This is a genomic window from Pseudomonas sp. LM13 (assembly GCF_041381355.1).
Lineage (GTDB): Bacteria > Pseudomonadota > Gammaproteobacteria > Pseudomonadales > Pseudomonadaceae > Stutzerimonas > Stutzerimonas frequens.
Window position 1 is genome coordinate 122,575 of record NZ_JACBXH010000003.1, and the last position, 19,086, is coordinate 141,660.

A 19,086-nucleotide genomic window follows, 5' to 3' on the forward strand; every position below is an offset into this window, starting at 1 on the left:
GTTGGAACCTGCACTACGGGAAGGCCGGCCGGCCAGCCGATCAATTCGGTGCGTCATATACGCCGGTCGACAGATAGCGGTCGCCGCGGTCACAGACGATCGCCACGATCACCGCGTTCTCCAGTTCCTGCGAAAGCCTCAGCGCTGCCGCTACGGAACCGCCGGACGATACGCCACAGAAGATGCCCTCTTCGCGGGCCAGGCGGCGCATGACCTGCTCGGCCTCGGCTTGGGACATGTCGATGACGCGGTCGACCCGTTCGGCCTGATAGATCTTCGGCAGATACTCCTGCGGCCAGCGGCGGATACCGGGGATGGCTGCGCCCTCCATCGGCTGCAGGCCGACGATCTGCACTGCCGGATTCTGTTCCTTGAGGTAGCGCGACACGCCCATGATGGTGCCTGTGGTGCCCATGGAGCTGACGAAGTGCGTGATGCTGCCCTGGGTCTGCTGCCAGATCTCGGGGCCGGTGCTGGTGTAGTGGGCCTCGGGATTGTCGCCATTGGCGAACTGGTCGAGCACCTTGCCGTGGCCTTCGGCCTGCATTTGCAGCGCCAGGTCGCGAGCACCTTCCATGCCCTGCTCCTTGGACACCAGAATCAGCTCGGCACCGTAGGCGGTCATCGCCGCCTTGCGCTCGGCGCTGGAGTTGTCCGGCATGATCAGGATCATCCGATAGCCCTTGATCGCGGCCGCCATGGCGAGCGCGATACCGGTGTTGCCGGAGGTCGCCTCGATCAGCGTATCGCCCGGCTGGATATCACCGCGCAGCTCCGCGCGGTTGATCATCGACAGTGCCGGGCGGTCCTTGACCGAGCCGGCCGGGTTGTTGCCCTCGAGCTTGACCAGGATGGTGTTGCTGGTCTTACCCGGCATCCGCTGCAGGCGAACCAGCGGGGTGTTGCCGATGCAGTCGGCAATGGTCGGATAGTGTGTAGTCATGGCGTCGCACGGCATCTGAGAAGGTCGACATGATACCGGCATCGTTCGACGACGGGCAGCCGTGATTGTCTGCGCCAAATTGCGAAAGGCCGCGGAACGCGGCTAGGGGCGAGCGAGAATCTTCGGCGCCGCCTCGACGATCTGTCGCGAAAGATGCTCCATTCGCGGCGATTGCACCTTCCAGGTATGCCAGTACAGGGCGATTTCCAAGGGCTCGTCGGCCGCCAGATCGACCACCTCGCCGGATTGCAGCGCATCATGCAGCAACAGTTCGGGCACCATGCCGTAGCCCAGGCCGTAGCGAATCGCGCTGAAATGCGGCTCCGCGCCAGGTACGTAATGGCAGGGATAGGCGCCCTCGGGGAGGCCGAAGCGGCGCAGCAGAAAGGAAGACTGCAGGGTGTCCTTGCGCGTGTAGGCGACCACCGGCGCCTTGCGCGCGGCGTTGCGGTTGAGTCCGTTGGCGAAGTGCTTCTGCCGGAATTCGCTCGACGCCACCAGTCGGTAGCGCATGCGGCCCAGCGCGCTGGCCGTGCAGCCTCGCATCGGCTTGGGCTCGGTACTGATGCAGCCGATCGCCAGGCCAGTCTCCAGCAGGCTGTAGGTGTGGTCCTGGTCCTCGACAGTGAGATCGAGCAGCACCCGCTCGCGGATCAGCACCTCGGCCAGCGCCGGAAAGAACCAGGTACCCAGGCTGTCGGCATTGAGCGCCGCGACCACCACCAGCGGTGCATCGCTGCGCTCGGCCAGATCGGCCAGCAGATCCGCCTCCAGCAGCGTGGCGCGCTTGAGGTATTGCAGCAGGCGCTGTCCGGTTTCGGTGGGACGGCAGGGCCGACTGCGTACCACCAGGGCGCTGCCCAGCGCACTCTCCAGCGCACGCACGCGCTGCGAAATGGCCGGTGGCGTCAGGTGCAGACGCTGCGCAGCCTGCTCGAAGCTGCCGGTGCGAATGACGGCACGGAAGGCTTCGGTCTGCTTCGGATCGAGATTCATGACGGCACCGATAAAGAAAATGTTTGCATGGCCTAAAAATACTTAGCAAAGAAAATTAAAGCGACGCTTGCCCCATAATCGCGCACCTCGAGCTGCAGCGCGCGTTGGCGGTGCAGCGAGTCTGTCCGGAGTATGCCGTGGAACTGCTGCACACCATCTATCTGATCGCGATCACCGCCGAAGCCATGTCCGGGGCCATCATGGGCATGCGCCGCGGTATGGACCTGTTCGGCATCTGCCTGCTCGGCACCGTGACCGCGCTCGGGGGCGGCACGGCACGTGACGTGCTGCTCGGCCATTACCCGGTTGGCTGGATCGCCCACCCCGAGTACCTCACGTTCACCATCGGTGCAGCGATCGTTACCGGCTTTATCGCCCGTCACCTGCATCACCTGCGCATGGTCTTCCTGCTGGTGGACGGCCTGGGGCTGGTGGCATTCACCGTGATCGGCTGCGACGTCGCGATGGGCATGGGCGCACACCCGTCCATCGTCGTGCTGGCTGGCGTCATCACCGGCATCTTCGGCGGGCTGATGCGCGACGTGCTGTGCAACCAGGTGCCGATGGTCCTGCAGCGCGAGCTTTACGCCACAGTGGCACTGTTCACCGGCGTCTTCTACGTCGGCATGCTCTGGCTGGAGATCAACACCACCCTGGCCACCCTGGCGGCGCTGGGCAGCGGCTTCCTGTTCCGTGTGTTGGCGATGACCTTCCACTGGAAGCTGCCGGACTTCAATGGCAAGGAAATTCGCGGCCTGGACTGACCACCCGCTGCCACGCGACATCAGGGCTTGATGTCGCGTGCAGATTCCACCGGTCCGAGCCGCTACACTAGCGCGCTGGCAAACCGGGATCGGTGAACGGACTGTGCTGAAAGACCTTGGAATTCGTGGCCGCGTACTGATGCTGACGCTGCTGCCCAGCACCCTGCTGGCGGTGGTGCTCGGCGCCTACTTCACCTGGATGCAGCTGTCGGAGATGCGCCACCAGCTCGATGAGCGCGGCCAGCTGATCGCCGAGCAACTGGCCCCCCTGGCCGCACCGGCCATGAACCTTGGTTATGACAAACGCCTGCAGCGCATCCTGACCCAGGTGTTGGACCAGGCCGATGTCCGCGCGGTTACCATTCTCGATCCGGAGCGTACCCAGCGCGTGCATGCCGGGCCGCGAATGCTGACCCCCCCTCCCCCAGGCGATCCAGAAGGCCTCACCCGCGTCAGCAGCATGGATCACACGCGCATCCTCATGCCGATCCTCAGCCGCCACCTGAACCTTGCCGACGAAGCCCGCGGCCCGGACGAGAAACTCATCGGCTGGCTCGAGCTGGAACTGTCGCACCACAACACCCTGCTGCGCGGCTATCGCAGCCTGCTGACCAGCCTGTTTCTGGTCGGCGCGGGGCTGATCATCACCGCACTGCTGGCATTGCGCATGAGTCGCGCCATCAGCCTGCCGTTGCAACGGGTCAAGGCCGCCGTCGCCCAGCTCAAGGACGGCCACCTGGAAACGCGCCTGCCACCCCTGGGCAGCCATGAAATGGACGAGCTGGCGTCCGGCATCAACCGCATGGCCGAGGCCCTGCTCAGCGCCCGCGAGGAACTGCAGCAGAGCATCGACCAGGCCACCGAAGACGTGCAGCAGAACCTGGAGACCATCGAGATCCAGAACATCGAGCTGGATCTGGCGCGCAAGGAGGCACTGGAGGCCAGCCGTATCAAGTCCGAATTCCTCGCCAACATGAGCCATGAGATCCGCACCCCGCTCAACGGCATCCTCGGCTTCACCCAGCTGTTGCAGAAGAGCGACCTGACGCCGCGCCAGCAGGACTACCTGGGCACCATCGAGAAGTCCGCCGACAGCCTGCTCGGGATCATCAACGAGATCCTCGACTTCTCGAAGATCGAGGCCGGCAAGCTGGTGCTCGACAGCATCCCCTTCAACCTGCGCGACCTGATCGAGGACACCCTGACCATCCTCGCCCCGTCTGCGCACACCAAGCAGCTCGAGCTGGTCAGCCTGGTTTACCGGGACACCCCACTGTCGCTGATCGGCGATCCGCTGCGCCTCAAGCAGGTGCTGACCAACCTGATCAGCAATGCGATCAAGTTCACCAACGACGGCACCATCGCCGTGCGCGCCATGGTCGAGGATGACAATGCCGAGCGGGCGCAGCTGCGTATCAGCGTGCAGGACACCGGTATCGGCCTGACCGACCAGGATCTGCGCGCGCTGTTCCAGGCGTTCAGCCAGGCGGACAATTCCATTTCTCGCCAGCCCGGCGGTACCGGCCTGGGCCTGGTGATCTCCAAACGCCTGATCGAACAGATGGGTGGCGAGATCGGCGTCGACAGCATCCCCGATGAAGGCTCTGAGTTCTGGATAAGCCTCAGCCTGCCGAAGGCGCGCGACGATGTCGAAGACCTGCCTCATCCTGCCCTGCAGGGGCGCCGGGTCGCGCTGCTGGAGCAACACCCGCTGGCCCGCCAGGCATTGCAGCACCAGTTGGAAAGCCTCGGCCTGGAGGTGCATGCCTTCGATACGCTGGACCAGATGCAGGAAGCCATCGCCGCTCAGCGTCAGGGTAGTCAGCTGATCGATCTGGCAGTGCTGGGTGTCACCGCTCGGGAAATCCGGCCCGAGGTCCTCGGTCGCCGACTGGCAGAGATCGAGACGCTCGGTTGCAAGTGCGTAGTGCTGTGCCCGACCACCGAGCAGTCCGTGTTCCACGACGCCCTGCCCGAAGCTCACAGCTACACCCAGCTGCAGGGCAAGCCGACCTGCACGCGTAAATTGCAGCGCGTGCTCGTCGAGCTGGTACGTCCGCACCAGGCATATGCCGAACCCAGCGCCCCGGCGGTCGGCCGCCCGGCACGTGTGCTGTGCGTGGACGACAATCCCGCCAACCTGCTGCTGGTGAAAACCCTGCTCGGCGACATGGGGGCCGACGTGGTCGCCGTGGACAACGGCCTCGCCGCTCTGGAGTCGGTCAAGCAAAGCGCCTTCGATCTGGTGCTGATGGACGTTCAGATGCCGGGCATGGATGGCCGCCAGACCACCGAGGCCATACGCCACTGGGAGCACACCAGTGGCAACACGCCGTTGCCGATCATCGCCCTCACCGCTCACGCCCTGGCGAACGAAAAACGTTCCCTGTTGCAGAGTGGCCTCGATGACTACCTGACCAAGCCCATCAGCGACCGCCAGCTCGCGCAGGTGGTGCTCAAGTGGACCGGCCTGGCGCTGCGCAGCCAGCCGCAGCGCCAGGCTGAACCGTCGACGCAGCCACAGCCGGAACCGCTGCCGGAGCCGCCGCCGGCCCTCAAGGTTCTCGACGAAGAAGAAGGCCTGCGCCTGGCGGCCGGCAAGGCCGACCTCGCCGCGGACATGCTCGGCATGCTGCTGCAGTCGCTGGAGTCCGATCGGCGCACCATCCGTGAAGCGCGCCAGGCCGGTGATCGCCAGGCGCTGATCGAGCGCGTGCACCGCCTGCATGGCGCGACTCGCTATTGTGGCGTACCGCAACTGCGCAACGCCTGCCAGCAGAGCGAAACGCTGCTCAAGCAGAACCATCCGGACAGCGAAGCCGCGCTGGATGAACTGGACGCGGCCATCGCCCGACTCGAGCAGGAAGCAGAAGCTGCCAGTTGACCCGAACGGGCCGGGCCGCTGCCCCGCCCCTGTTTATCAGGAATCTAAATGACCGACCGTCCCGTCACCGATGTTTTCACCCACGCCGAACTCGACTGGGACGAAAATGGCTTGCCGCAGTCACGCCTGTACGGCGATGTGTATTTCTCGCGAGCCAGCGGGCTTGCCGAAACCGAACACGTGTTTCTTGTACAGAACGATCTTGCACGACGCTTCGCCGCGCTGCAGGCCGGCGAGCGTCTGGTGGTCGGCGAGACAGGCTTCGGCACCGGCCTCAATTTCCTTTGCGCCTGGCAGCTGTTCGAACGCACCGCCGATCCACAGGCGCGCCTGCACTTCGTCAGTGTCGAAAAACACCCGCTAACCTGTGATGACATGCAGCGCGCCCTGTCGCTCTGGCCGGAGCTGCGGGCACAGACCGAACAGCTGCTGTCGCAGTACGTCGCGTTGCACCCCGGGTATCAGCGCCTGGTCCTGGCCGGCGGCCGGGTCATACTGACCCTGCTCATCGGCGATGTCGCCGACTGCCTGCCGAACCTCGATGCCCGAGTGGATGCCTGGTTCCTCGACGGTTTCGCACCGGCGAAGAATCCGCAGATGTGGCAGCCAGCCTTGTTTGCCGAGCTGGCCAGGCTATCGGCACCCGGGGCGACCCTGGGTACCTTCACCAGCGCCGGTTTCGTTCGCCGCGGGCTGATGGAGGCCGGCTTCGACATGCAGCGCGTGCCCGGCCATGGGCACAAGCGCGAGATCTTGCGCGGGCGCTTCCTCGCCACCAACACGCCGGCAACCGACAAGCCCTGGTTCGCCCGGCCCGGATTCGCCTCGAGCGAGCGCCGGGCGGTGGTTGTCGGTGCCGGGCTGGCCGGCTGCGCCACGGCCGCATCGCTGGCCGCGCGCGGCTGGCAGGTCAGCGTGCTCGAACGCCATGCCGATGCTGCGCAGGAAGGCTCCGGCAATCCACAGGGCGTCCTGTACCTCAAGCTGTCCGCCCATGGCACGGCCCTGTCGCGGCTGGTGGTCAGCGGTTTCGGCTATACCCGTCGGTTGCTGGAGAACCTGCACGGAGGCCACGACTGGCAGCCTTGCGGCGTGCTGCAGCTGGTCTACGACGAAAAGGAACGTGAGCGCCAGGCCGAACTGACGCAGGCCTTTCCGGCCGATCTAGTCCGCGCACTGTCAAAGGCCGAAGCCGAGGCGCTGGCCGGTGTCGAGCTGCCCGAAGGGGGACTGTTCTATCCGCAGGCGGGCTGGGCCAATCCGCCTGCGCTGTGCCACTGGTTGCTGCAACGGCCCGGCATCGAGTTGCTGCGCCACCATGAAGTTCTGGATCTGCGGCGCGTTGGTCGATCCTGGCAGGCCTGGAGTGGGGAAACGTTGCTTGCCGAGGCGCCGGTAATGGTGCTCGCAGGTGCGGCCGAGGTTGCGCGCTTCGGCCAGAGCGCCTGGTTGCCGCTCAAGCGCATACGCGGCCAGATATCCTGCCTGCCGGCGACCTCACAGAGCGAGGCGCTACGCACCGTGCTCTGCGCCAAGGGCTACGTCGCACCGCCACGTGACGGCATGCACACCCTGGGCGCCAGCTTCAACTTCCAGGAGACCGACGCTGCGCCCAGTGTTGCCGAACACCAGGCGAACCTGGAAATGCTCGAACAGATCTCGGCCGACCTCTACACACGCCTGGAGGCCGATCCACAACGCACCGAATCGCTGCAGGGGCGCGTCGGGTTCCGTTGCACCAGCCCCGATTATCTGCCGATCATCGGTCCAATGGCCGACTCGCAAGCCTTTGCCGAAGCCTATGCAGGACTGGCCAGAAATGCACGGGCGAATCAGAACGCGCCCTGCCCCTGGCTGGACGGTCTCTATGTCAATACCGCCCACGGCTCGCGAGGAATGATCAGCGCGCCAGTCTCTGGCGAATTGCTGGCCGCCTGGCTGGATGACGAGCCGCTGCCGTTACCACGGGCTGTGACGGAAGCCTGCCATCCCAACCGCTTCCTGTTGCGCAAGCTGATTCGCGGCACCTGACCTCACCTGGCAGCGCAAGCCGTCATCCGAGCGGGTGACGGCTTGCATCGAAGCGCGCACCGAAAGATACTCCCCCCACTATACAAAGCAACCGGCGTAGGTCCCATGAAAACCCTGTCTCTGCTCGCTCTCGGCTTGTTTTCCCTCAGCGCTCAAGCGGCCCCTGCGGCCGATCCGGAGCAACTGCGCGTCGAGGCCGTCGGCCTGATCGCCCCGTTCCAGCAACAGCTGCTCGGCACCGTCAAACAGGCGATGGCCGATGGGGGTCCGGCGCAGGCGGTCGAAGCCTGTCAGTCCCTCGCGCCGAGCATTGCCGCCCAGCACAGCCAGGCGCCCTGGACCGTCGGCCGCACCGCCCTCAAATTGCGCAATCCGGACAACGCACCGGATGCCTGGGAGCGCCGCGTGCTGGAGCAGTTCGCCCAGCGCGCCGCTGCCGGTGAACCCGTTCAACAGCTCAGCCATGGCGAAGTGATTGCCGGCGAGTATCGCTACATGCAGGCAATCGGCACCGCCGAGGCCTGCCTGGGTTGCCATGGCGAGAACATCAAGCCGGAACTGTTGCAGCTGCTCGATAAGCACTACCCGCAGGACCAGGCGCGCGGCTTCCGCGAAGGCGACCTGCGTGGCGCATTCACCCTGAGCCGTGCCCTGGCGCCCTGATAGGCTTTACACTCCACGGCGGTCGCGCACCGCCAGCGCCCGCCGTTCATTGTGGGGAACGCTCGTCAAAGCGGACGTACCAACGATGACAATGGACGCTCACGATGGAGTATTCATGCAGCCAGATACGGCCCCCCACATGTCCCCGCCCCCGAGCACTTGCGCCTGATGGACGTACTGCTGCTCGAAGCGCTGGGCATCGGCCTGGTACTCGGGCTGCTGCTTGGCCTTACCGGAGCCGGCGGATCGCTCGTCGCCCTGCCACTGCTGCTCAGTCTGCACCTGCCGCTACGCGATGCCATCGGCGTCAGCCTCGGTGCCGTGGCCATGTCGGCGCTCATCGGCGCGATCCCCCGGGCGCGGCTCGGTCAGGTCGCCTGGCGCCCGGTGGTGTTGCTGGCGGCCTGCGGCTTGCCGGGCAATGCCGCCGGCCAGTGGCTGGGGCAGTTCATTCCCGAACGTGCCCTGATCATCGGCTTCTGCCTCCTGGTGCTCTGGTCGGCCTGGCGGATGTGGCGCGGCGCCAGCCTGCCGGCCAAGGAAAACGTCGAGAATCGCTATTCGGCGCTGCTCGGCATTGGCCTGGGAGTTGGCCTGTTGTCGGGGCTGATGGGTGTCGGTGGAGGCTTTCTCATCGTCCCGGCATTGCTCTGGTTCACCTCGTTGTCACTGCTCAGCGCCATGGCCACGTCGATGGCGGTGATCGCGCTGGTCAGCGGTGGCGGCTTCCTGCTCTATCTCACCGACGCCGAACCTCCGCTGGCACTGCTTGGCGGCCTGGCACTCGGTGGTGCCTGCGGCGTGCTGTTCGGCAACCGCCTGGCGCAATACCTCAACAGCAGCCTGCTGCAACGCCTGTTCGCCCTGATGTTGGTACTCGTCAGCCTCTCCCTGGGGATTCAAAAGCTGGTGCTGGGTCACTGACGCTCGGCGTCATCCCAGAACGGCCGGCTCGCTTCCCATTCGATGTCGGCACGGCTGCGGCCGATGTCCTTGAGCATCTCGTCGCTCAGACTGGCCAGCTGCCTCCGCTGCCGTGCCAGCTCGCGCCAACGGCGTGTCTTCGACCAGGCCCGCGCGAGAACCGCGGTCAGGGAAGTCTCCGGCAGCTGAAGCCTGTACGAAACGATCTTCTGCATGTTCATCACGACGCCCTCCGGTTTGGATTGGCGCCAGTCTCGCGCGGCGATTATGATCAATCCAACGAATGCTTCTGATGCCTTGCATCTTGGGGATTGATGAATGGCGAGCTACCCGAACATCGACACCGAACTGCTGCGCAGCTTCGTCGCCATCGCCGATCACGGCGGTTTCACTCGCGCCGCCGCAGCGGTCAACCGCACTCAGTCGGCGGTCAGCATGCAGATGAAGCGTCTGGAGGAGGACGTCCTGGAGCGTCCGCTGTTCGAACGCAGCGGCCGTCAGGTCAGGCTCACAGCCGAGGGTCAGATACTGCTGGGCTACGCCCGGCGCATCCTCAAGCTGCATGGCGAGGTGATGACCACGCTGCGCCAGCCGCACATGGTTGGTGCCGTTCGCATCGGCACGCCGGACGACTACGTCATGCGCTTCCTGCCGGGCATCCTGGCGCGCTTTGCCCAGGCCTTTCCCCTGGTCCAGGTAGAGGTGCACTGCGAGCCGTCGAGCCAGCTGCTGCAGCGCCGCGACCTGGACCTGAGCATCGTCACCCGTGAGCCAGGCACCGAAATCGGCCAACTGTTGCGTCAGGAGCACGTGGTCTGGGCGGCCGCACCAGGCTTCAATCTCGAAGACCACAGTCCACTGCCGCTTGCGACTTTCAACTCCGACTGCTTTTGCCGGGCCTGGGTCTGCAATGCGCTGGATGCCCGCGAAATCGACTACCGGATCGCCTACAGCAGCCCCAGTCTCGCCGCGATCATGGCCATCGTCGGCGCCGGGCTGGCACTGACAGCGCAGCTGCAGAGTCTGATCCCGGCTGAGCTGAATATCCTTGGCGAGGCGGACGGGCTGCCCGGCTTGCCGCAAACCAGCATCGTCCTGTTACGCAATCCGCAACGGCATTCACCGGTCAGCGAGACCCTGGCCGGCTATATCGTCGACGGTTTCCGACTGTAGTTGCGACGACTTAAACGCCGGCGGCCAGCTGGTCGAACACCTCCGGTACCAGAGCAGCCTCGCCCTTTTCCGCCAGGCGTTGGCGCCGGTCCTGCTCAGCAGGCGAGTCGAGAATCGCCAGCAGGCGCGAGCCACGCTCGGTGAGAACGAAATTCTCACCGTTCCCGCCCTGCTCTTCGGGGCGACTGGCGATGAACCCTCCCTCGAACAACAGGCTCTCGTAGTCGGCCGCCTCGGCACGCAGGCTGTCCAGATTGGGCATGGACTTGCCTTCGCTCTCCAGCTGCGCGGCATGCTCCTCGGCATAGCGACGTGGTTTGAATGTATCGTTCGCGCTGTCCTGCACTTCATGCAGCAAGCGCTGGATCAGGTCCCATTTGTAGCTCATGGCCATTCTCCCGTAGCAGGTATTCCGCCCCGTAGACAGGGCGCCTGTACATACCGACCGCTTTCGCTGGCCGCCGGTTCGCGCTGAACTAAAGCGGCTGGGCGGCAATCCACCTTTAGGAACGACTGAGCGAGGACACAGCCATGAAACTGCTGACGATTACGTTGACCGCCGCCCTGCTGGCCGCACCGACCGCCCATGCGGCCTGCACGCCGGACGAGGTCAATGCCAAGGCGGAACAGCTGGCCGAACGGGTCAATCAGCTCACCAAGAGCAACCCGGCCCGGGCAGAAGAGATCAACGAGGAGATTCGACAGATGGACGCCAAGCGCAGCGCCGATCAGCTTGGCAACGAGTGCGAAGCCTATGACAAACGCCTGCAGCAGATCGAGCAAGCGGAGCGCGAGGCCGACATTCCGCCGGCCGACGCGCAACGCTAGGGCGAATCAGCCGAGTGTCACTCGGCCGTCGGCTTCTTGCGCTTGAGCGGTGCCATGCCGTCCTGGCTGACTACAGGCGACGGCGTCTCCCGCTTGGCGCCGTTCGGGCGCTTGCCGGCAGGCTTGGACTTCTTCTCTACGCCCTTTTTCTTGTCGATCTTTTTCTTCTTGCTGCCAGCGGCCTTGCCCGAAGCCTTGAGGTTCTTCGGCCCCTGATAGGTGCCTTTCAGCCCCTTGATCACCCGCTTCTCGAAGCGTTGTTTGAGGTAGCGCTCGATGCTGGACATCAGGTTCCAGTCATTGTGGCAGATCAGCGAGATCGCCAGGCCCTCGGCGCCGGCACGTCCGGTACGGCCGATGCGGTGCACGTACTCGTCACCCGAACGCGGCATGTCGAAGTTGATCACCAGGTCCATGCCCTCGATATCCAGGCCGCGCGCAGCCACATCGGTGGCTACCAGCACCTTCACACCGCCCTGCTTGAGGCGCTCGATGGCGAGCTTGCGCTCCTTCTGGTCCTTGTCCCCGTGCAGCACGAAGACCTTGATGTCGCCTGCCACCAGATGACCGTACAGACGATCGGCCTGGGCGCGGGTGTTGGTGAAGATGACCGCCTTCTGATAGGTCTCGTTGGCCAGCAGCCAGTGCACCAGCTTTTCCTTATGTGCCACATCGTCGGCGGTGATGATCTGCTGCCGGGTCGCCTCGTTCAGCTCGCTGACGCGGTTGAGCTGAAGGTGCAGCGGATCACTCAGCACCTTGGCGACCATCTCGCGCAGCCCGGCGCCCCCACTGGTGGCAGAGAACAGCAGCGTCTGCTGACGCTTTTCGCATTCTCCTACCAGACGCTGCATGTCTTCGGCAAAACCCATGTCGAGCATGCGATCGGCCTCGTCGATCACCAGAACCTCTACATCCTTGAGGATCAGGTTGCCCGCGTTCAGATGCTCGATCAGCCGGCCCGGCGTGCCGATCAGCACGTCCGGCACCTTGCGCAGCATCGCGGCCTGGACCTTGAAGTCCTCACCACCGGTAATCAGACCGGACTTGATGAATGTGAACTGCGAGAAGCGCTCGACTTCCTTGAGGGTCTGCTGGGCCAGTTCGCGGGTCGGCAACAGGATCAGCGCGCGCACGTCGACCCGCGGCTGGGCATCGCCGATCAGACGGTTGAGCATCGGCAGCACGAACGCAGCCGTCTTGCCACTGCCGGTCTGGGCCGTTACACGCAGATCGCGCCCTTCCAGCGCCGGCGGAATCGCCGCCACCTGCACCGGGGTCGGCTCGACGAATTTGAGTTCGGCGACGGCCTTGAGCAGGCGTTCGTGCAGGGCGAATTGGTCAAACAAGGGAGCTACCTCGGAGGTCGAAAAGAACGATGGCATAGGTTACCCGGTCTGCCCGGCAAAGGCGCGTTCTGTAACAGCCGGCATGTTTTCTCTGGCAAACACAGGCTAAGCTGACAAAGCGAAGCGGCTTAATGCCCAGGAGGTTCGCATGAACTCGATGAAGCGGATCGCGCTGCTGGCCGGCGCGCTTTCACTGGCACTCTCCACGGTGACGGCGGCGCAGCCGAACAACGATCACCCCGGCAACAGTAAGTACAAGGCTCAGCGCGGCCAGGGGCAGGCGCCGGCGCAGCAATATCATCACCAGGGGCCGTCCGTGGATATCGGCGCGGTTCGCATCACGCTGCGCAACCACCGCGAGCTGCTCATGCCGCCATCGTCCCTGCCCCCTGGCATCCAGAAGAACCTGTCGCGCGGCAAACCACTACCGCCGGGCATCGCCAAGAACCTGGACAATCGCCTGCTCGGCCATCTGCCACGCTACGAAGGCTATGAATGGAAGCAGCTGGGGCGTGACGTGATCCTGGTGGCCATCGCCACGGGCATCGTTTACGAAATCCTGGAGAACGTACTGGATTGATCCCGTACGGCTGGCGCCTTGGCGGCCGAGCTACTTCGGTTCGCAGGTCAGTTTGATGCGCAACCGGATCACGTCGCGCTTGAACTTCGACGTCAGCGCCTTGCGCTCACCGGGTTGCAGCTCCGTGCGCCGGGTACGCGGTGCCTCCGGACCGTTCCGGAACACGGCAGTGCAAACGGCTGCCATCTCCCCGTAGTTGTGCAGCAGAAGGCCGGCGAGATCGCGATCGATGACCTGCGGCGTCACGGTGACTTCGGCGCCGTTGAGCTGCTGGTCGATGTCCACGGGATAGGAGGCGGCGCTGGCCGCAAAAGGCAGCAGGGCAAAGAGCAGGTAACCGATTGTTTTCATTTGACTGAGCTCCTCGACAGAAGGGCCAGCGTAACAGACCTTGCTAAAGGAACCGAAGGAATGAAAGTGCCCCGTGTGACCCTCGATCAGTGGCGCACCCTGCAGGCGGTCATCGACCACGGCGGCTTCGCCCAGGCGGCCGAAGCCCTGCATCGCTCGCAGTCTTCGGTCAGCTATACCGTGGCGCGCATGCAGGAGCAGCTCGGCGTACCGCTGCTGCGCATCGACGGCCGCAAGGCGGTGCTGACCGAAGCGGGTGAGGTGCTGCTGCGTCGCTCACGGCAACTGGTCACCCAGGCCAGCCAGCTGGAAGAGCTGGCGCACCACATGGAGCAGGGTTGGGAAGCCGAGGTGCGGCTGGTGGTCGACGCCGCCTACCCCAGCGCCAAGCTGATCCGCGCCCTCAGCGACTTCATCCCCAAGAGCCGTGGCTGCCGGGTTCGGCTGCGCGAGGAGGTATTGTCCGGCGTGGAAGAAGTGCTCAAGGACGGCACGGCGGATCTGGCCATCAGCGGCCTGGACATCACTGGCTATCTGGGCAGCGAACTCAGCACTGTCGAGTTCGTCGCCGTCGCCCATGCCGACCACGCCCTGCATCAACTGGGACGCAAGCTCAGCGTGCAGGACCTGCAGAGCCAGATGCAGATCGTGGTGCGCGACACCGGCCTGCGTCAGCCGCGCGACGCCGGCTGGCTGGGCGCCGAACAGCGCTGGACGGTGGGCAGTCTGGCTACCTCAGTGGCCTTCGTCAGCAGCGGGTTGGGCTTCGCCTGGCTGCCGCGCCACCTGATCGGCCGCGAGCTGGCTGAAGGCATACTCAAGCCGCTGCCACTGGTCCAAGGCAGCATTCGCCGGCCGCTGTTCTATCTCTACACTAACCACGACAAACCGCTCGGGCCGGCTACCCGGATTCTCATCGAGCTGATCAAGACGTACGATGCCGGACAGGCCAACTCGCTGGCCGGCTGACCGCTTTCCCCAACATCAGGAAACCATCATGTTGAAACGCATCGCCCTCGCCGCCTGTTCCGTACTACTGGCCGGCAACCTGCTCGCTGCCGAAAACCCTCGCGTGCTGCTGACCACCAGCCTGGGTGAGATCGAACTGGAGCTCGAGGCGGAAAAGGCGCCGGTCAGCGTCGAGAACTTCCTCGGCTACGTCGATAGCGGTTTCTATGACGGCACCGTGTTCCACCGCGTCATCCCTGGCTTCATGATCCAGGGTGGCGGCTTCGGCGAAGGGCTGAACCAGAAGCCCACCAAGGCGCCGATCAAGAACGAGGCCGACAACGGCCTGCACAACGTGCGCGGCACCGTGGCCATGGCCCGTACGCAGAACGTCAACTCAGCGACCAGCCAGTTCTTCATCAACCACCGAGACAACGACTTCCTCGACCACGGCAGCCGCGATTTCGGTTACGCGGTGTTCGGCAAGGTGGTGCGCGGCATGGAGGTCGTCGACCAGATCGCCCAGGTCCCCACCGGCAACCGCGCCATGATGCAGAACGTGCCGCTGACTCCGGTGAAGATCATCACCGCGAAGAAACTCTGATCCCCGAAGGGCCGGTTCACCGGCCCTTCGCATTTACGGCGGCGCGTACCCCGCTGCCGCCATCGTGCGAAACCCTCAACCGACAGGAGATCGCGATATGACTACCCCGCAAAGCCCGCTGAACACACCGGAAGGCGAAGCCCAGCTGCTGCAGGACCTGCTCAGCGCCGAACGTGCGGGCGCCAAGGTTGCCGGCGAATCGCTGCAACAGGCCACGGACCCGGAACAGCGGCAGCTGCTCGAGCAGATTCGCCAAGGCGAGATCGAGAGCTGCAAGCTGCTGCTGAACTGCCTGCAGCATCTGGGCGTGGAGCCCAACAAGGACACCGGCGCCTTCTACGGCAAGGCTATGGCGATCGAGTCGCTGGACGAGCGTCTGCCGTTCGTCGACAAGGGGCAGCAATGGGTAATCCGCAAGCTGCGCGAGTATCTGCCGGGCTGCCAGGACCCCCTGCTGCGCAGCGAATTGCAGCGCATGCTGGATATCCACGAGGAAAACAGCGCCGCGTCCCACGCCTGACGCAAGTGCTAGCTGCCGGCCTGCCGGTACGGCAGCGCCTGGCGCGCCGCCTCGGCGTAAGCCAGCACACCGACGCGCTCCTGCTGCAGAAAATCCGTCACCGCGGCGCGCAAACCGGGGTGCTGCAGGTAATGCCAGGAGCGCGTGATCACCGGCTCGAAGCCCCGAATCAGCTTGTGCTCGCCCTGCGCACCGGCATCGAAGCGCTGCAGGCCGTCCGCGATGGCCTGGTCGATCCCCTGGTAGAAACAGGTCTCGAAGTGCAGACGGTCGAACTCTGCCAGGCAGCCCCAGTAACGGCCGTATAGCCCGCTGTCGTCACGAAGGCTGAAGGCCATCGCCACCGGCCTCGAGCCCTGTAACGCCAGCACCACGCGAATCGCCTGCGGCATGCGCTCGGCCAGCAGGCTGAAGAATTGCCGAGTCAGATAGGGCGTCTGACCGCGGACCTGATAGGTGTTGGCGTAGCAGGCATAGACAAAATCCCATTCCGCTTCGCTGAGCTCGTGCCCATCGCGCCACTCGAAGCTGATGCCCTGCCCCGCCACCTGTTCGCGCTCCTTGCGCAACTGCTTGCGCTTGCGTGAGGTCAGTGCATCGAGAAAGTCCTGAAAGTCGCGGTAGCCACGGTTGTGCCAATGAAATTGGCAGCCGATGCGCTCCAGCCAGCCCTCCCGCCCCGCCAGCAGCTGATCGGCCAGCGGCTCGGTGAAATTCACATGCAACCCCGACAGCTCCTGCCTTTCAAGCCCAGCGGTGAGTACATCGAGCAGCTCGGCGGCAGCCTGCATGTCGCCCAGCAGGCGACCGCCAGCGACCGGAGTGAAAGGTACCGCGCAAAGCAGCTTGGGGTAGTAGGCGATGCCAGCCCGCTGGCAGGCATCCGCCCAGGCCCAGTCGAACACGTACTCGCCGTACGAATGAAACTTGCGATACAGCGGCAAGGCTGCCTGCAACGCGCCCTGCGGGTCGCGCAGCAGGAGATGGGCAGGTTGCCAGCCGCTACGCCCACCCACGCTGCCGCTGTCTTCCAGCGCGCAGAGGAAGGCGTGACGAAGGAAGGGCTGATCATCGCTCAGCAGCGCATCCCATTCGGCGGGAGGCAGTTCGGCGAGGCGGTACAGGGTCTGGATAGGCATGCGCGCAGTCTGGCCTGTCCCGCAGGCGAAAAAAAGCCCCGCCAGGGCGGGGCTCAATGGAGCATCACGGATGAGGTGATGTTTTAGAACACGTACTGGGCGCGCAGGCTGATGGCGTCGCCGTCGTCGTCGCCATTGGCGTTTACCACGTCGTCCACGCTGGTCTTCAGGTAGTTGGCCGAGAGCTTCACCGACTCGTTGGCGTACCAGTTGAGACCGATGGTGTGGGTCTTCGCACCAGCTTCTGCGCTGTCCAGCGCCCCGACATAACCGCTCGGTGCAACACCGGTTTCATCGACGGTGATGTCGTCGAAGCGGTAGAACACTTCCCAGGCACCGATCTGCTTGTTCTCCGGCTTGATCTTGTCGAACTTGCCGCCATCGAGCTTGTAGGAACGCGACTCGCCGGTCAGGGTGTAGGCCAGCTGGACGTTGTAGCCGGTGGCTTCGAGGTCTTCGAAACCTTCCATGGCGTCGACGGTGCGGGTCAGGTATTCGCCCTGAACCGAGAACGGGCCGATCATGTAAGCCGCTTCCAGACCCCAGGCCTGATCGCTGCCGTCGGTGCGAGTGCCGCCGAAGGTGGCGCGGTTGCCGTTGGCACTGTCTTCGGTGGTGCCACGCACGGACAGGCGCGGACGGATGCGTTCCAGGTAACCTTCTTCCACGTCACGCTGACCGAAGCTCGCGCCCAAGTGCAGCACCTGGTCCTTCTCGACGATCGGGGCGATCACGCCACGCAGCACGAAGCTGGTGTTGTTGGCGCCATCTTCGTCCTCGAGCATGTCGACGCCGTCGCCACCATCCTGACGATAGGCACCGGCCTCGCCGTGGAACATGCCGACAGTGGTACGCACGCGGATGCCTTCGCCGTCTTCGTGGTCGTTCAGCCAGGGCGCCAGGTCATAGATCGCCGAGCGCTCGATGGCGGTGATCCACTTGGAGCTGACCGCTTCTTCCAGGCCAAAGGTCGGTTTGATACGGCCAATCGAAACCTGGACCGGCTTCCAGCCGTTGTAGTGGATGGCCAGTTCGTTCCAGTTGCTGGAATCGTTGGTGAAGTTCCGGTAGAAGGTGTAGCCCCAATCGGTGAAGGCAACACCGGAAATCTCCAGACGCGCACGACGGAAATAGGTCTCGTCTGCGCGCTCGCCGTTCTGGGTGTAGAAACCATCGAAGCTGTCGGCATCAGCCTGCAGGCGGCCATTGATCTTGAACGAGAACTCCTTGTCGGTGGTTCCGACCTCCAGGCCGCCCTTGGTCTTGATAACGAGATCGGCGCCGTCGGTGGTGACGGTACCGGCGAAAGCCTGGGCGGAAACGGCCAGAGCGAGGGCGCTGGCAGCGAAACCGGCGAAGTGCTTACGGATCATCAAAATTCCCCTTTATGTTTAGCGTCGGAAACACACGAGATGGGCTCTTTGTGTTGGGGGCAATCTTGGCGACGGCGTATGTCAGCCAAATGACTGATATGTAAATCTTTTGTGACAGCGGAACTTTCCGGGGAGCCGCATCGCAGAGCGGCTGCGGCACGTTTTCATCAGCTGCGGGCGTTGCGCTCGCTAGGCCGCCGGGCTCCGGCGACCAGTTTGTCGACCGCCTTCGCGGCGGCGACCATGCCGAAGGTGGCGGTGACCATGGTCACCGCGCCGAAGCCACCGGCGCAGTCGAGCTTGACGCCCTCGCCGACGAAGCTCTTGCTCTGGCACACGCCGCCGTCCGGCTTCGGGTAGCGCAACTGTTCGGTGGAGAACACACAGGGCACGCTGTAGGTGCGCCCCGGCGTGCGCGAGAAGTTGTATTCGCGACGCAGCAGCGAGCGCACCTTGGCCGCCAACGGGTCGTTGAAGGTCTTGTTCAGGTCGGCGACCTGGATCTGCGTCGGGTCCACCTGCCCGCCCGCGCCGCCGGTGGTGATGATCTGGATCTTGCGGCGCTTGCACCAGGCGATCAGCGCCGCCTTGACCGGCACGCTGTCGATGCAGTCGATGACGCAGTCCATGTCTTCGGTGATGTACTCGGCCATGGTTTCGCGGGTGACGAAATCCGCCACTGCATGAACCTGGCAGGCCGGGTTGATGGCGCGAATACGTGCGGCCATCTCGTCGACCTTGGCTTTGCCCACTGCGCCATCGAGGGCGTGAATCTGCCGGTTGGTATTGGTGATGCACACATCGTCCAGGTCGAACAGGCTGATCTCGCCTACCCCGCTGCGCGCCAGCGCCTCGGCCGCCCACGAGCCGACGCCACCGATGCCGACCACCGCCACATGCGCAGCCGTCAGCCGCTCGAGGCCGACGCGGCCATACAGGCGGGCAATACCGCCGAAACGCTGATCATCGATAGACATGCCGACTCCCCGGAAAAAACCTGGCGATTATAAGACCTC

General features: G+C 64.5%; 20 protein-coding genes. 11 read left to right on the top strand and 9 right to left on the bottom strand.

From position 1 onward, the window contains the following. Positions 1-40: 40 nt before the first annotated feature. Positions 41-943: a cysteine synthase CysM gene (cysM, locus tag HZR81_RS04415; RefSeq protein WP_500127424.1), complete on the bottom strand. Its 903-nt coding sequence runs from the start codon at positions 941-943 to the stop codon at positions 41-43. Between the two features lie 102 nt (positions 944-1,045). Then, on the bottom strand, positions 1,046-1,939 hold the full coding sequence (locus HZR81_RS04420; RefSeq protein ID WP_063539926.1) for an HTH-type transcriptional regulator ArgP: 894 nt from the start codon (positions 1,937-1,939) through the stop codon (positions 1,046-1,048). A gap of 137 nt (positions 1,940-2,076) precedes the next feature. Between HZR81_RS04420 and HZR81_RS04425 the strand changes: the two genes are divergently transcribed. The 5 genes from HZR81_RS04425 (at position 2,077) to HZR81_RS04445 (ending at position 9,205) form a co-directional block, all read left to right on the top strand. Next, positions 2,077-2,703, top strand: a complete 627-nt coding sequence (locus HZR81_RS04425; protein WP_003283735.1) for a trimeric intracellular cation channel family protein — start codon at positions 2,077-2,079, stop codon at positions 2,701-2,703. 103 nt (positions 2,704-2,806) lie between these two features. Further along, positions 2,807-5,587 carry a response regulator gene (locus HZR81_RS04430; protein WP_500127425.1) on the top strand — a complete coding sequence of 927 codons (2,781 nt, stop codon included), beginning with the start codon at positions 2,807-2,809 and terminating at the stop codon, positions 5,585-5,587. 48 nt (positions 5,588-5,635) lie between these two features. Continuing rightward, positions 5,636-7,618 carry a bifunctional tRNA (5-methylaminomethyl-2-thiouridine)(34)-methyltransferase MnmC2/FAD-dependent 5-carboxymethylaminomethyl-2-thiouridine(34) oxidoreductase MnmC1 gene (gene mnmC, locus HZR81_RS04435; protein ID WP_500127426.1) on the top strand — a complete coding sequence of 661 codons (1,983 nt, stop codon included), beginning with the start codon at positions 5,636-5,638 and terminating at the stop codon, positions 7,616-7,618. Between the two features lie 105 nt (positions 7,619-7,723). Further along, on the top strand, positions 7,724-8,281 hold the full coding sequence (locus HZR81_RS04440) for a Tll0287-like domain-containing protein (protein WP_500127427.1): 558 nt from the start codon (positions 7,724-7,726) through the stop codon (positions 8,279-8,281). Between the two features lie 168 nt (positions 8,282-8,449). Then, positions 8,450-9,205, top strand: coding sequence for a sulfite exporter TauE/SafE family protein (locus HZR81_RS04445; protein WP_285531637.1), 756 nt, complete (start codon positions 8,450-8,452; stop codon positions 9,203-9,205). Here HZR81_RS04445 and HZR81_RS04450 read toward each other — a convergent pair. Beyond that, on the bottom strand, positions 9,199-9,426 hold the full coding sequence (locus HZR81_RS04450; RefSeq protein ID WP_110776462.1) for a DUF1127 domain-containing protein: 228 nt from the start codon (positions 9,424-9,426) through the stop codon (positions 9,199-9,201). The two genes, HZR81_RS04445 and HZR81_RS04450, sit on opposite strands and share 7 nt — an antisense overlap. 97 nt (positions 9,427-9,523) lie before the next feature. Between HZR81_RS04450 and HZR81_RS04455 the strand changes: the two genes are divergently transcribed. Further along, positions 9,524-10,378, top strand: coding sequence for a LysR substrate-binding domain-containing protein (locus HZR81_RS04455; RefSeq protein ID WP_394374694.1), 855 nt, complete (start codon positions 9,524-9,526; stop codon positions 10,376-10,378). Between the two features lie 10 nt (positions 10,379-10,388). Here HZR81_RS04455 and HZR81_RS04460 read toward each other — a convergent pair whose 3' ends face one another. After that, positions 10,389-10,766 carry a hypothetical protein gene (locus tag HZR81_RS04460; protein WP_014597133.1) on the bottom strand — a complete coding sequence of 126 codons (378 nt, stop codon included), beginning with the start codon at positions 10,764-10,766 and terminating at the stop codon, positions 10,389-10,391. A 143-nt stretch (positions 10,767-10,909) separates the two neighbouring features. On the opposite strand from HZR81_RS04460, the gene HZR81_RS04465 reads away from it, so the two are divergent. After that, positions 10,910-11,206, top strand: a complete 297-nt coding sequence (locus HZR81_RS04465; protein ID WP_014597134.1) for a hypothetical protein — start codon at positions 10,910-10,912, stop codon at positions 11,204-11,206. A gap of 17 nt (positions 11,207-11,223) precedes the next feature. On the opposite strand, the gene HZR81_RS04470 is transcribed toward HZR81_RS04465, so the two are convergent. After that, positions 11,224-12,555, bottom strand: a complete 1,332-nt coding sequence (locus HZR81_RS04470) for a DEAD/DEAH box helicase (protein WP_500127428.1) — start codon at positions 12,553-12,555, stop codon at positions 11,224-11,226. Between the two features lie 148 nt (positions 12,556-12,703). On the opposite strand from HZR81_RS04470, the gene HZR81_RS04475 reads away from it, so the two are divergent. Next, positions 12,704-13,135: an anti-virulence regulator CigR family protein gene (locus tag HZR81_RS04475; RefSeq protein ID WP_045632514.1), complete on the top strand. Its 432-nt coding sequence runs from the start codon at positions 12,704-12,706 to the stop codon at positions 13,133-13,135. A 30-nt stretch (positions 13,136-13,165) separates the two neighbouring features. Here the strand turns inward: HZR81_RS04475 and HZR81_RS04480 are convergent, their stop codons facing one another. After that, entirely contained in the window at positions 13,166-13,486 is a 321-nt protein-coding gene (locus HZR81_RS04480; RefSeq protein WP_014597137.1) for a hypothetical protein, read from the bottom strand. A 60-nt stretch (positions 13,487-13,546) separates the two neighbouring features. Here HZR81_RS04480 and HZR81_RS04485 point away from each other — a divergent pair, with 60 nt between their 5' ends. From HZR81_RS04485 to HZR81_RS04495, 3 genes are all read left to right on the top strand, one after another. Then, entirely contained in the window at positions 13,547-14,455 is a 909-nt protein-coding gene (locus HZR81_RS04485) for a LysR family transcriptional regulator (protein ID WP_200599449.1), read from the top strand. A gap of 28 nt (positions 14,456-14,483) precedes the next feature. Continuing rightward, complete coding sequence (locus tag HZR81_RS04490) at positions 14,484-15,038, top strand: peptidylprolyl isomerase (protein WP_045632515.1); 555 nt, start codon at positions 14,484-14,486, stop codon at positions 15,036-15,038. A 97-nt stretch (positions 15,039-15,135) separates the two neighbouring features. Beyond that, on the top strand, positions 15,136-15,558 hold the full coding sequence (locus HZR81_RS04495) for a DUF6306 domain-containing protein (protein WP_156243715.1): 423 nt from the start codon (positions 15,136-15,138) through the stop codon (positions 15,556-15,558). A gap of 8 nt (positions 15,559-15,566) precedes the next feature. On the opposite strand, the gene HZR81_RS04500 is transcribed toward HZR81_RS04495, so the two are convergent. The 3 genes from HZR81_RS04500 to tcdA form a co-directional block, all read right to left on the bottom strand. Beyond that, positions 15,567-16,697, bottom strand: a complete 1,131-nt coding sequence (locus tag HZR81_RS04500) for a GNAT family N-acetyltransferase (RefSeq protein WP_500127429.1) — start codon at positions 16,695-16,697, stop codon at positions 15,567-15,569. An 83-nt stretch (positions 16,698-16,780) separates the two neighbouring features. Beyond that, entirely contained in the window at positions 16,781-18,070 is a 1,290-nt protein-coding gene (locus tag HZR81_RS04505; protein WP_042928005.1) for an OprO/OprP family phosphate-selective porin, read from the bottom strand. A gap of 167 nt (positions 18,071-18,237) precedes the next feature. Further along, positions 18,238-19,047 carry a tRNA cyclic N6-threonylcarbamoyladenosine(37) synthase TcdA gene (gene tcdA, locus HZR81_RS04510; RefSeq protein WP_500127430.1) on the bottom strand — a complete coding sequence of 270 codons (810 nt, stop codon included), beginning with the start codon at positions 19,045-19,047 and terminating at the stop codon, positions 18,238-18,240. Positions 19,048-19,086: the final 39 nt, after the last annotated feature.

Coding starts and splice junctions, on each gene's coding strand:
- HZR81_RS04480 (WP_014597137.1), bottom strand. CDS start 13,486: ATGAAAACAATCGGTTACCTGCTCTTTGCCCTGCTGCCTTTTGCGGCC.
- HZR81_RS04450 (WP_110776462.1), bottom strand. CDS start 9,426: ATGAACATGCAGAAGATCGTTTCGTACAGGCTTCAGCTGCCGGAGACT.
- HZR81_RS04505 (WP_042928005.1), bottom strand. CDS start 18,070: ATGATCCGTAAGCACTTCGCCGGTTTCGCTGCCAGCGCCCTCGCTCTG.
- HZR81_RS04485 (WP_200599449.1), top strand. CDS start 13,547: ATGAAAGTGCCCCGTGTGACCCTCGATCAGTGGCGCACCCTGCAGGCG.
- HZR81_RS04490 (WP_045632515.1), top strand. CDS start 14,484: ATGTTGAAACGCATCGCCCTCGCCGCCTGTTCCGTACTACTGGCCGGC.
- tcdA (WP_500127430.1), bottom strand. CDS start 19,047: ATGTCTATCGATGATCAGCGTTTCGGCGGTATTGCCCGCCTGTATGGC.
- mnmC (WP_500127426.1), top strand. CDS start 5,636: ATGACCGACCGTCCCGTCACCGATGTTTTCACCCACGCCGAACTCGAC.
- HZR81_RS04460 (WP_014597133.1), bottom strand. CDS start 10,766: ATGAGCTACAAATGGGACCTGATCCAGCGCTTGCTGCATGAAGTGCAG.
- HZR81_RS04420 (WP_063539926.1), bottom strand. CDS start 1,939: ATGAATCTCGATCCGAAGCAGACCGAAGCCTTCCGTGCCGTCATTCGC.
- HZR81_RS04500 (WP_500127429.1), bottom strand. CDS start 16,697: ATGCCTATCCAGACCCTGTACCGCCTCGCCGAACTGCCTCCCGCCGAA.
- HZR81_RS04495 (WP_156243715.1), top strand. CDS start 15,136: ATGACTACCCCGCAAAGCCCGCTGAACACACCGGAAGGCGAAGCCCAG.
- HZR81_RS04475 (WP_045632514.1), top strand. CDS start 12,704: ATGAACTCGATGAAGCGGATCGCGCTGCTGGCCGGCGCGCTTTCACTG.
- HZR81_RS04445 (WP_285531637.1), top strand. CDS start 8,450: ATGGACGTACTGCTGCTCGAAGCGCTGGGCATCGGCCTGGTACTCGGG.
- HZR81_RS04455 (WP_394374694.1), top strand. CDS start 9,524: ATGGCGAGCTACCCGAACATCGACACCGAACTGCTGCGCAGCTTCGTC.
- cysM (WP_500127424.1), bottom strand. CDS start 943: ATGACTACACACTATCCGACCATTGCCGACTGCATCGGCAACACCCCG.
- HZR81_RS04440 (WP_500127427.1), top strand. CDS start 7,724: ATGAAAACCCTGTCTCTGCTCGCTCTCGGCTTGTTTTCCCTCAGCGCT.
- HZR81_RS04465 (WP_014597134.1), top strand. CDS start 10,910: ATGAAACTGCTGACGATTACGTTGACCGCCGCCCTGCTGGCCGCACCG.